The following is a 12,092-nucleotide window of genomic DNA, read 5'->3' as shown; positions in this document are numbered from 1 at the left end:
CATGAATAAAGTCGTTTCTCTCGTCGCCCTGGTGGTTTCACTGGCGCTTATCATCTACCTCTACCAACGCCTCGACAAGACCGAAGAAGCACTGAAACTCTCGCAACGTCAGTTCAACGACTGCAACCAAGTGAACTTCCAGCTTCAGAACCAGCTCACCACCGCCACCCGTGGCCCCGTGCCCGATAGCCTGAAAGTGGGCGAGTAAAGTGCCTTTTTGCTGCCATATTCAGCATTGGTAACGGTGCCTTGACTGGCCTGGCTGCCTCACATAATCATGTGAGGCAGCCGAGCAGGAAAACCGGCCACATACGCGCCCGGAACAGGACTGCTCCGGTGGAAGGAAAGCACAACGTAAGAGTAGAAAAGGCCGTGCAGAGGCTGTATACTTTGTTTTATAGCTATGCTGAGCAGCATGCTCCGCCAGCTGAATGCTAGGTTGCTCAAGTTGGTGGAGCACGGCTCCTGGGATAAATTTCCGGTGTGGGGTGGTTACTGATGGCGTCTTCCCGCTTGAGGGCTACACTGGATTTGTGTAGTTTCATCCTACACAGCCCGAGGATAATGGCGGCTTGGTTGGCTCCTGGAAAAGCGTCCAAAGCTTATCGACCGGGCGAGTGGTTGTTCAACCAATCCGTGGTTTGGGTCATGAAAAACGCACGCCTCCTTTTCTCCCTCGTGCTTGGCCTCTTGCTGGCCGGGTTAGGTGAATCTTGCAGCCAGAAGAAGCAGCCTCCATCCAGCCAAACCGTAAGCGGGCTGAACCTGAAAGCGGGTTCGCCCATTATGTGCGGAGTGCCGAACCAGCAGTTTGGCGTGGTTGATTTTCCGGTTTCGTGCCGGCCCGAGTTGCAAGCTGATTTCGCGCTGGGGTTGAAGCTGTTGCACTCCTTCGAGTACGAGGAAGCGGAGAAGGTATTCGCGGCCATCCTAAGTAAGCAGCCGGATTGTGCCATGGCGTATTGGGGGGTGGCGATGAGCAACTTTCACCCGCTCTGGATGCCTCCTTCCGAGCCCGAGCTACAGAAAGGCGCGCAAGCTTTGGCCATCGCGCAAGGCCTGCCGCGCCCCTCAGCTCGGGAAGCCGATTATCTGGCGGCGGTGGGCGCCTTCTACCAGGATTGGGCTACCGTGGACCACCCTACCCGCTGCGTACGGTTTGAAAAAGCCACGGAACAACTCGCCCGGAAGTACCCACAAGACAAAGAGGCGGCCATTTTCCACGCCTTGGCGCTGACGGCCGCGGCCAAGCCAACCGACACCACATTTACCAGGCAAAAGAAGGCCGGGGCCATCCTGGAGGCGTTGTATCCAAACAATTTGGACCATCCTGGCGTCGTGCACTACCTCATTCACGCCTACGATGTGCCCGCGCTGGCGGAGCGGGCGTTGCCGGCCGCCCGCCGGTATGCGTCGGTGGCGCCTTCTTCGGCCCACGCCCTGCACATGCCTTCCCACATTTTCACCCGGCTGGGGCTGTGGGATGAAAGCATAACGTCCAATCTGGAGTCCGTTTCCGCGGCCCAATGCTACGCGCAGCAAGCAGGCATTAAAGGCCACTGGGATGAAGAGCTGCACGGCGTGGATTACCTCGTGTATGCCTACCTGCAAAAGGGCGACAATACCCGGGCGAAACGCCAGTGGCAGTACCTGGACACTATTACGAAAGTGCAGCCGGTCACCTTCAAAGTGGCGTACACTTTCGCGGCTGTTCCGGCCCGCTACCTGCTCGAAAACAAGCGCTGGCAGGAAGCTGCCGCGCTACAGAGCCAGCAGACTCTTTTTGCGTGGGAGAAATTTCCCTGGCAGCACGCCATCCTCCGTTTCACCCGGCTCATGGGGGCCGTGCATACCAAAGATGAGAAGGCCGCCCAGGGGGAGCTGGATAAGCTCAAGCAGCTAGAGGCGGCCCTGGTACAGCAGAAGGATTCCTACAAAGCCAACCAGGTCCACATTCAGATTACTGCTGGCCAGGCGTGGATGCAGCTGCAAGCCGGAAAGCCGGACGAAGCCCTGCGGCTGATGACTTTAGCCGCTGAGCTGGAAGACAACACCGAAAAGCACCCGGTCACGCCCGGTGAAGTCATTCCTGCCCGTGAGCTGCTGGCCGACATGCTATTGCAATTGCAGCAACCAGCGCGGGCGCTGGCCGCCTACGAGGCCGACTTACAAAAGCATCCGAGGCGCTTCAATGCTCTCTACGGGGCCGGGTTAGCGGCCGAGCGAGCTGGCAATTCAACCAAAGCCCGCCAGTATTACCAGCAGCTGCTAGCGGTTGCGCCACCTGCCGGCTCCACCAGACCGGAGCTAAGAGCCGCGCAGTCCTTTTTGGCCCGGCAGGCGGATGCTAAGAGCCCTGATTTGGCGAGCAAGCCGGGCCCCGCCCCGCGCCCCCGCACCTGACAGCCTGAAGGCGGGCGAACCATCTACCTCATTCCTTACGATGAGCCTGTCAGCTAGCGCGCTCCCCGGCGTCCAAACGTTTGGAAGGAGGAAATCACGCGTAGACCTCCATCCAAACGTTTGGATGACCATCCGACACGCGTGGACCTCCTTCCAAACGTTTGGAAAGGTATCCGACGCCCGTAGACCTCCTTCCAAACGTTTGGAAAGACTTCTGACACCTGTAGACCTCTATCCAAACGTTTGGAAAGACCTCTGACGCGCGTAGACCTGCTTCCAAACGTTTGGATGAAGGCCCGACGCGTGATTTCCTTCGTCCAAACATTTGGAAAGCCATTCTGCAAGCGTGGAGCTCTTTCCAAACGTTTGGACCTCTATTCAGCAAACGAAATGCGGCCTCACGATGGATCGTGAAGCCGCATTTCGTTTGCTGGGTACCTTCACGATCCATCGTGAAGCAATACTTCGGTTGCAGGATATCCTCACGATTCATCGTGAGGCAGGTCTGCGCTTGCCTGAGACCTTCACGATGAGTCGTGAAGCTGGTCTACGCCTGTTGGGTACCCTCACGATGGATCGTGGGGCAGGTTTTCACTTGCAGGATGCCTTCACGATGAATCGTGAAGGCATCTGTCTGTTGAGGGCAGGCGGCTTCTTACCCGCTTGGAAACTTGACTATTTGCTGGATAGCCTTACCGCTTGTGGTAAGACAGGTCTGCGCGTGTGGAATGTCATTACCATCGTTGGTAAGAGGGTCCATCTGGTCCGGGCAGGCGTCTTTTCGCCACTTTTTACTATTCACATTAGAGTGGTTTCGGGATGCGTGTGCGTAGAGGCCGTTCCTGCCGGACCCTGACGCCGAAACCGCTCTAGGCCCGCGGCGGTAGGTAGACGGGCGGTAGGTAGACGGGCGGCAGGTAGACGGGCGGTAGGTAGACGGGCGGTAGGTAGACGGGCGACGGACTGAAGTCCGTGCCACAAGCCGTTGCCGGGTCGCTGCTTGTGGCACGGACTTCAGTCCGTCGCCCCACTACTCAGGGCGGTTTAAGAAGAAGTAGCCACCAAGGTGGGACCTGCCCCTACCAACCCCGCCATACACTGACGCCGAAACCGCTCAAGGACTTGCGCCCGGCGGCCTACGGGAAGCCCCGGAGGGGCGGCATATCGGTAGTAAAATGGTAGTAAGAATGAGAAAAGCCCCGTAGGGGCGACACCAACCATCCAACGATTAGTGTCGCCCCTACAGGGCTTGAAAGTTAACATCCCATTGGCTGCTACCGATATGCCGCCCCGCCGGGGCTGTCGGTAGGCCGCCGGGCGCAAGTTCTATCACGCAAAAAGGCCCCGCCAGATGGAATACTTAGCTAGGCCCAACAAAAACGCTCCGGCTAAGCCGGAGCGTTTTGCGATTTGGATAAGACCCCACTGATGGGCAGAGCCTCTTCTTTGCGCGAATGACAGGAACTGAAACCTTGCGCTAGAGGCCGGCCAGGCTTTGCTCCAGGGCCACGATTTTGGCTTCGGCGTCGGCGAGTTTCTGGCGCTCCCGCTCCAACACGTCGGGCTTGGCGTTCTGCACGAACTTCTCGTTCGAGAGCTTCTTCAGCACCGAGTCGCGGAAGCCCTGGGCGTATTCCAATTCCTTTTCGAGGCGGGCTTTTTCGGCGCCAAGGTCAATCTGACCTTCCAGTGGCACGGAGTATTCTGCTCCCGCAGCAACAAAGCTTATTGATGCTGCTGAGTTATTGCTACCATACTGGATGCTACTTAAAGCTGCCAATTTCATGATCACACTCCCATAGTCACTCAACAAGTTATCGTAATCTGCCTTAGCATCTAAGACTAGCGGCTTGTTGGGGCCGAGGCCCTTCTGGTTGCGGATGTTGCGTACGCCGGCTACCACTTCCAAGGCTTTGTCCATGCGGGCCAGCAGCTCGGGGGCGCCGGTTACGGGCTGGGCTTTGGGCCAGGCGGCTACGCACACGTAATCCTGCTCGGTACGCTGGGCCAGCTCGTGCCAGATTTCCTCCGTGATGAAGGGCATGAAGGGGTGCAGCAGCTTGAGCAGCGTTTCGAGGAAGTCGGTGGTGTGGCGCAGCGTTTCGGCGTCGATGGGGTGCTGGTAGGCGGGCTTTACCATTTCCAGGTACACCGAGCAGAAATCATCCCACACGAGTTTGTACACCGTCATCAGCGCATCGCTCATCCGGAACTTGTCGAAGTGCTCCTCCAGCTCGGCCAGGGTGGTGTGCAGCTTGGCCGAAAACCACTCCACCGCCTTCTCGTTGGTGAAGGGCAATGCGGCATCCACCTCCCAGCCCTTGGTGAGGCGGAAGGCATTCCAGAGCTTGTTGGTGAAGTTGCGGCCCTGCTCTACCAGTTTGATATCGAACAGCAAGTCGTTGCCGGCCGGCGACGAAAACAACATGCCCGTCCGCACGCCGTCGGCGCCGTAGTGGGCAATGAGGTCCAGGGGGTCGGGCGAGTTGCCGAGTTGCTTGCTCATCTTGCGGCCCTGGTCGTCGCGCACGATGCCCGTGAGGTAGACGTTGCGAAACGGCACTTCCTTGCGGTATTCCAGCCCGGCCATAATCATGCGCGCCACCCAGAAAAACAAGATTTCGGGCGCCGTTACGAGGTCATCGGTCGGGTAGAAATAGTTGACGTCCTCGTTGTCGGGGTCCTTGAATCCGTCGAACACCGAAATTGGCCACAGCCACGACGAGAACCAGGTATCGAGCACGTCTTCATCCTGGCGCAGGTCAGTGGCTTGCAAGCTGGCGTTGCCGCTTTGCTCGCGGGCCTGGCGCAACGCCTCTTCTTCGTTCAGAGCCACCACGAAAGTGCCATCGGGCAGGTAGTAGGCCGGAATGCGCTGCCCCCACCACAGCTGCCGCGAAATGCACCAGTCGCGCACGTTCTCCATCCACGAGCGGTACATGTTCTTGAACTTGGCCGGGTGCAGCCGAATTTCGTCGCTCTCCACTACCGCCAACGCGGGCTTGGCCAGGTGCTCCATTTTCAGGAACCACTGCAAGCTCAGGCGCGGCTCAATAACGGCCCCGGTGCGCTCCGACGTTTGCAGCACGCTGGCGTACTCCTCCACTTTGTCGAGCAGGCCGGCGGCTTCGAGGTCCTTCACGATGTTGCGGCGGGCCGCGAAACGGTCCTGCCCCACGTAGAGCTGCGCTTTCTCGTTGAGCGTGCCGTCGTTATTGAGAATGTCGATGACGGGCAGGTTGTGCTTGAGGCCCAGCTCATAGTCGTTCAAATCGTGGGCCGGCGTCACTTTCAGCGCCCCCGTCCCAAAGTCGATGCTCACGTACTCGTCCAGAATCACCGGAATTTCGCGCCCCAGCAGCGGAATACGCACCTTAGCGCCGTGCAAATGTGTGTACCGCGGGTCGTTAGGATTCACCGCCACCGCCACGTCGGCCATGATAGTTTCGGGCCGGGAAGTAGCAACGGTTAAGAAGTGAGAAGTGCTAGCGGAATCGTCGGCCAAATTCTCACTTCTCACTTCTAACTTCTCACTTCTAACATCCACCACTTCATACCGTAGGTGGTACATCCTGGCCATCGTGTCCTTGGGAATTACTTCTTCGTCGGACAGGGCGGTGCCGCCCTGGGGGTCCCAGTTTACCATGCGGATGCCGCGGTAGATGAGGCCCTTCTGGTAGAGGTCCACGAATACGCGCAGAACGGCTTCAGTTAGTTCGGGCTCCATGGTGAAGCGCGTCCGGTCCCAGTCGCAGGAGGCGCCGAGCTTCTTGAGCTGCTCCAGAATAATGCCGCCATACTTCTCCTTCCACGCCCAGGCGTGCTTGAGAAACTCCTCGCGGGTGAGGTCTTTCTTGTCGATGCCCTGCTCCTTGAGCAGCGCCACTACTTTGGCTTCGGTGGCAATGGAAGCGTGGTCGGTGCCGGGCACCCAGCACGCCTCTTTGCCATGCATCCGCGCCCGGCGCACCAGCACGTCCTGAATCGTGTTGTTGAGCATGTGGCCCATGTGCAGCACGCCCGTCACGTTCGGGGGTGGAATCACCACCGAGTACGGCGTTTTGCGGGGGTTGGCTTTGGCTTTGAAAAAGCCTTGCTCCTGCCAGCGTTGGTACCACTTTTCTTCGACCTCGGCCGGCGTATAGGTTTTGGCGATGGACATCGACAACGGGAAAAATCGGTTCAGAATGGCCGCAAAAGTAGACATTTCGCGGCGGCGGTCCACCGTCCCGGCCCGCATTCAGGGTTGATGGTAGAAAGTGAGGTTGGATTTGCGGTTCGAGGTAACTCAAGCCGCCGATTAGAGCTACAAGCTAGTTCCCCTCCTTGGAAAGGAGGGGCTAGGGGTGGTTGATTTACGTCAGAACGATACTAGAGCTAGTCCTAACAATCGTTCTAACGTCCTCAACCACCCCTAGCCCCTCCTTTCCAAGGAGGGGAACTAGCCCACAGCTTCCTAGACTTTGTACGCAATTTGGAGTAGTCAATTTCTGCTGCCGCGTTTCGCCGTAAATTCGCCCCCGGCAAGCAGTAGCACAGGGGGTTTAATTGGTTTCGCACCCTTATCTTAAGCTCTGTTTGCGCCCCTGCGCGTTTGCCTCACCAACACCTATGGCTTCTCTATTTAAGTTTCGCAAGTCTGCTCCGCCCGCCGCTCCCGCACCCGTTGTAGCGCCGCCCGTCACCGTGGCCCCGCCAGCTTCGGCGGGCACGCTGCGCGTAGGCATGGGCCAGTTGCTAGTGGAAGGCGGCGAGCCAGACCGTAACCTGGAGCGGGCGGCCCTCATGATTGCCGAAGCCGCCCAGCAGCGCTGCGACGTCGTGCTCCTCCCCGAAACCCTTGACTTTGCCTGGACCCATCCCAGCGCCCTTACGGAAGCCCAGCCCATTCCCGGCCTCTACTCCGACCGGCTTTGCCAGGAAGCCATCCGCCACCAGATCTATATCTGCGCGGGCCTCACGGAGCGCGGCGCCAATGGCCTCAACTACAACGCCGCCATCCTCATCAACCCCCAGGGCGAAATCATCACCAAATACCACAAAATCAACCTACTCACGGTAGAGCATCCGTTCTACGCCGTAGGGCAGACACTGAACGTGGTAGACACGCCGCTGGGCAAAATCGGGGTCAATATCTGCGCCGATAACTTCCTCGACGGCCTCAGCATCGGGCACACGCTGGCCCGTATGGGCGCTGAGTTCATCCTCTCCCCTTCGTCGTGGACCGTCGATTATTCCATCACGGAGGAAGACGACCCGTACCGCGAAAAGTGGGTGAAGCCCTACTCCATTCTGGCTCAACTTTACAATGTGACAGTGGTAGGCACTACCTCGGTGGGCTACATCGTGGGCGGGCCTTACGAAGGCAAGAAAAGTGTAGGCTGCTCGCTGGCCGTAGATGCTTCCGGCATTCGGGCCCAGGGCACCTTCAACGAATTTGCCGGCGACCTAGTGGTAGCGGACCTACCCCGGCCGGTACGCGCCGAGAAAGGCACCCAGATTGGCGAGATGCTGCTACGCAAAGGCTTTAAGTTCGACACGCTGCCTAGTTAACCTATGTAGTGAGACCTTAGATGTGAGAAGTTAGAGCTTAGCTCACACTCTGACTTTAAGGGCTCTATCATGCGGTCTTTACCTGCTTGCTTCTAGCCGATAACTCAACTACTCACGGGTCTGCTTTGGACCTGTCCATTTTCACCTAAGACGGAACGAGCCCCCTTGCGCCCGTATCCCGTTTCGCTTTCGCATGACGCAACAGTACCAGCAGTGCACGCGCTGCATCATGGACACCACCGTTCCCGGCATCCGGTTCGATGCGCGGGGCGAGTGTAACTTCTGCGCCGTCCACGACCATATGGACCGCGCCTTCCCGCTCGGCGAAGCCGGCCGCCGCAAAGTGCAGGAGCTAGCCGCCGACATCAAACGCACCGGCAAAGGCAAAAAGTACGACTGCGTACTCGGCGTGAGCGGAGGCCGCGACTCTTCCTTCACCCTCTGGTATTGCGTGGTGAAACTAGGCCTGCGGCCGTTAGCCGTGCATTTCAACGACGGTTTCGGCAACCCCGTGGCCGGCGAGAACATGGTAAAAGCCTGCCGCAAGCTCGGCGTGGAAATGCGCACCATCACCTCCGACTGGCGCGAGTCCAAGGACCTGAAAATCGTATTCCTGAAGGCTTCCACGCCCGATATGGAGGAAGGCACCGACCTGGGTATTGCCACGGCCTTGTATGGTGTGGCGGCCAAGGAAGGCATTCAGCGTATCGTCATTGGGCAGTCGTTTCGCACGGAAGGCATTGCGCCGCTTTCCTGGAACTACCTCGATGGCAAGTACCTGAAAGCCGTGCACAAGCAGTTTGGCACGGTGCCGCTGCGCCCCTGGAAGCCTGATGACCCAGGCTTCAATCTGGACTTGAAGGAAATGTTCTACTACGCCTTCATCCGCCGCATCAAAACCGTCACGCTGCTCTACCACGTCGACTACGTGCGAGCCGACGTGGACGAACTGCTGCAACGGGAGTTGGACTGGGTGAACCCCGGCGCGCACTACTTCGACGACCTGTACCAGAGCGTCATCTACTACCTCAACCGCACCAAATTCAACATCGACCGGCGGCTGTTCAATTACTCGGCACTGGTGCGCTCTGGGCAGATGCCGCGTGAGGTAGCCTTAGAACGGGTCAGCCACATCAACCCTATTGAGGATGAAAAGGTCATCAACCTGTGCATCAAACGGCTAGGCCTGACGCGGGAAGAGTTTGAACAGATTGTGGCCGCGCCGCCGAAAACCTTCCGCGCCTACCCCAATAACTACGCTTTGATTCGGCGGCTGCGCTGGCCCGTACAGGTACTGAGCAGGATGAATCTGATTCCAGAATCCGCCTACGATAAGTACTTCAATTGTGGCTCGTAATTCAATTTTAAGATTTAAATATTCATTAATTAAACAGGCATTTCTACGCAATTGTCTTAATTAAACGAGTTAATTTTTGCGATAACGTTAAAAATCACGTCGTTTGATAATCGTCCACCACAACCAAACCACTGTATGATTAACCGTTCTCGCATGCTGTTCAGCCTAACGGCTGGCACTACCTTACTAGCTTTGGCCAGCAGCTGCAGCCACGATAAAGATGCTGTGCAAGGCCCAGCAACAGTTGCAGCCCAAGAACAAAAAACCGAGGAGGCCTATCCTGGCCAAACCGGCTCGATAGAAGTTGGCCGTTTCTCCGGGCAGCCTATCGAATACCGTCATATCAATGGCGATAAGGTATACGAAGGAGACATTTTGCTCACGGCCGCGCAGGTAAACCCAAATGCTCCTCAACCAGAAAGCGCGGGTCGTAATACCGCACGTTGGCCGGGCGGTATAATCTATTATACTATTGCCAGCAATTTGCCTAGCCAGTACCGCGTGGCAGATGCTATTGTCCATTGGGAAGCTAATACGTCCATTCGGTTTGTGAAGCGTACCAACCAGGCAAACTACGTCACGTTCCAAGTGGGCGGCGGATGCTCATCCTACATTGGCCAGGTGGGCGGGCAGCAGGCCATCAACCTAGCTTCAGCTTGCTCTACGGGCAATACCATCCACGAAATAGGGCACGCGCTGGGCTTATTTCACGAACAAACTCGCAACGACCGGGACACGTTCGTGACCATCAATTTCCAGAATATTCAGTCGGGCTACGAAGGCAACTTCCAGAAGTACTCCGCGCAAGGCATCAGCGGCACCGACTACGGCAACCTGGACTTTGGCTCGATCATGATGTATGGCTCCTACTCGTTTTCCTCGAACAACCAGCCTACCATCGTGAAGAAAGACGGCTCTACGTTCAACATTCAGCGTAATGGCCTCTCTAGTGACGACAAAGCAGGCATTGACGCCATGTACTAAGTTGTTAGTTGTCAGTATATGGTTGCTAGTGCTTAATGCGCAACCAACACACACTAAGCACTAACAACTAGGTACTGACAACTTAAAAAAAGCCCATCCTCATTAGTCGGATGGGCTTTTTCTATACCAAAGCAGCTTCTGTGTTTACTGGTGCAGCCAGTCCTTTTTCTCGGTTAGTCGCTCGCGCGATTCGCGATAGTCGGGGTCGTCTACGCAGCAGTCGACGGGGCAGACGGCGGCGCACTGCGGCTCTTCGTGGAAACCCACGCACTCGGTGCATTTGTCCGATACGATGTAGTAGTACTCGTCGGAAACCGGAGTTTGCGGGGCCACGCCCGATACCGTCTGACCACCGTCAATGGTTACTTCTTTGAGCGTAGTGCCATCAGACCAGCGCCACGCGGCGCCGCCTTCGTAGATGGCCGTATTGGGGCATTCCGGTTCGCAGGCACCACAGTTGATGCACTCGTCGGTTATCATGATGGCCATAGCCGTGGAATCAGTTAAGTGAGTAATGTGGGCGTTATTACGCAAAAAAGGGCCGCGTGGCGTCTTCTCTATCCGACAAAAGTAGAAACTAACTCGTAGCGTTGCGAGTTTTTTGCGGATTGGGACAGCGAAACAGGAAACCAAGACTCAGATGAGCTTCCTCATTCCTAGCGTTTCGTTTGCTGCCCTCTATTCTGTATCCTGCCTCGCTACTCTCCTTTTCAACTCATGCTCCATTCCGAACGCCTTGCTGCCTTTGTCGCCTTAGGCCAGTATTTGCGCCAGCTTTCCGAAGATGAACTCAGCGCGCTCAGCGCCCGGGCCCGCAATCAAAACAACTGGTTCGACCGGCCCAACGTGACAGCCGCCATTGAGGGCGTGGCCGATTTGCTCGACGAAGAAAACCTGCACCATTGGGCCGCCCGCTACCCCACCGAGCCTACGACACCCCGGCAAGTGGGCGTGGTAATGGCCGGCAATATTCCTATGGTTGGCTTCCACGATGCGCTGTGTGTGCTCATGAGTGGCCATATCCTACTGGCTAAGCTCAGCAAAGACGATACGGTACTCATGCTTTGGCTTCTAAGCGAGCTGAAACGCCTGGAGCCCCGCTTTGCTGGGCAGATTCAGGTAGCGGAGCGCCTCAACGCCGCCGATGCCTTCATTGCCACCGGCTCCGACAATACGGCGCGCTATTTCGAGTATTACTTCGGCAAGAAGCCCAATATTATCCGGCGCAACCGTACCAGCCTGGCCGTGCTAACGGGCCACGAGGAACCGCACGAGCTGGGTTTGCTGGGCGAAGATATCTTCCGTTACTATGGTCTCGGCTGCCGCAACGTGAGCAAGCTCTACGTGCCCCAAGGCTACAATTTCACGCCCCTGCTCGACTCGCTACAGCCCTGGCACCACATCCCCGACCACCACAAATACCAGAACAACTACGACTACAACAAGAGCATTCTGCTCGTCAATGGCGTGCCGCACCTTGATACCGGTTTTCTGCTGCTCACGGAAAGCGCCCAGCTCGTTTCGCCTATTTCGGTGCTGCACTACAGTTTTTATACCAGCGAAGTAGACCTCGTGGACCAGCTCACGGATGTGGTGGCCCAAACCCAGTGCATTGTGGCGGGGCGCGGGCAATGGCCAGGCAGCTTTGCCTTCGGGCAGGCTCAGCGCCCCAGCGTTACGGACTACGCTGATGGCGTGGACACTATGGCTTTCTTGGCGCAGCTACTATGAAAGAAGCATTCGGAAGAGGTTGAGCGAGCAATTGGAGCTGCTCATCGAGTCTTCATTTACAATC

Annotated in this window: 9 protein-coding genes; 7 read left to right on the top strand and 2 right to left on the bottom strand. The window is 57.2% G+C overall.

Features of this window, described 5'->3' with window-relative positions:
- Position 1 precedes the first annotated feature (1 nt).
- From ACYSMN_RS05450 to ACYSMN_RS05440, 3 genes are all read left to right on the top strand, one after another.
- The gene (locus ACYSMN_RS05450; protein ID WP_488922838.1) at positions 2-208 is read left to right on the top strand and encodes a hypothetical protein; all 207 of its coding nucleotides are present in this window, start codon (positions 2-4) and stop codon (positions 206-208) included.
- Between the two features lie 440 nt (positions 209-648).
- Entirely contained in the window at positions 649-2,403 is a 1,755-nt protein-coding gene (locus tag ACYSMN_RS05445; protein WP_488922837.1) for a tetratricopeptide repeat protein, read from the top strand.
- A 325-nt stretch (positions 2,404-2,728) separates the two neighbouring features.
- Entirely contained in the window at positions 2,729-3,259 is a 531-nt protein-coding gene (locus ACYSMN_RS05440) for a hypothetical protein (RefSeq protein WP_488922836.1), read from the top strand.
- Positions 3,260-3,880: 621 nt separating this feature from the next.
- Here the strand turns inward: ACYSMN_RS05440 and ACYSMN_RS05435 are convergent.
- Positions 3,881-6,565, bottom strand: a complete 2,685-nt coding sequence (locus ACYSMN_RS05435) for a valine--tRNA ligase (RefSeq protein ID WP_488922989.1) — start codon at positions 6,563-6,565, stop codon at positions 3,881-3,883.
- 449 nt (positions 6,566-7,014) lie between these two features.
- Between ACYSMN_RS05435 and ACYSMN_RS05430 the strand changes: the two genes are divergently transcribed.
- The 3 genes from ACYSMN_RS05430 to ACYSMN_RS05420 all read left to right on the top strand — a co-directional run bounded on the left by ACYSMN_RS05430 (position 7,015) and on the right by ACYSMN_RS05420 (position 10,297).
- Positions 7,015-7,956 (top strand): carbon-nitrogen hydrolase family protein, encoded by a 942-nt coding sequence (locus tag ACYSMN_RS05430; protein WP_488922835.1) that lies wholly within the window; start codon positions 7,015-7,017, stop codon positions 7,954-7,956.
- A 193-nt stretch (positions 7,957-8,149) separates the two neighbouring features.
- On the top strand, positions 8,150-9,313 hold the full coding sequence (locus tag ACYSMN_RS05425; protein ID WP_488922834.1) for an N-acetyl sugar amidotransferase: 1,164 nt from the start codon (positions 8,150-8,152) through the stop codon (positions 9,311-9,313).
- Positions 9,314-9,448: 135 nt separating this feature from the next.
- A complete protein-coding gene (locus tag ACYSMN_RS05420) occupies positions 9,449-10,297 on the top strand; it encodes a M12 family metallopeptidase (protein WP_488922833.1) in 849 nt (282 codons plus the stop codon).
- 144 nt (positions 10,298-10,441) lie between these two features.
- Here ACYSMN_RS05420 and ACYSMN_RS05415 read toward each other — a convergent pair whose 3' ends face one another.
- Positions 10,442-10,786: a 4Fe-4S binding protein gene (locus tag ACYSMN_RS05415; protein ID WP_488922832.1), complete on the bottom strand. Its 345-nt coding sequence runs from the start codon at positions 10,784-10,786 to the stop codon at positions 10,442-10,444.
- Between the two features lie 228 nt (positions 10,787-11,014).
- Between ACYSMN_RS05415 and ACYSMN_RS05410 the strand changes: the two genes are divergently transcribed.
- Positions 11,015-12,028, top strand: a complete 1,014-nt coding sequence (locus ACYSMN_RS05410; RefSeq protein ID WP_488922831.1) for an acyl-CoA reductase — start codon at positions 11,015-11,017, stop codon at positions 12,026-12,028.
- The last annotated feature ends 64 nt before the right edge of the window (positions 12,029-12,092 follow it).

Source organism: Hymenobacter sp. M1-2 (assembly GCF_057808495.1).
The sequence above is the reverse complement of the archived record's forward strand: the minus strand, read 5'-3'. Positions and strand labels throughout refer to the sequence as shown.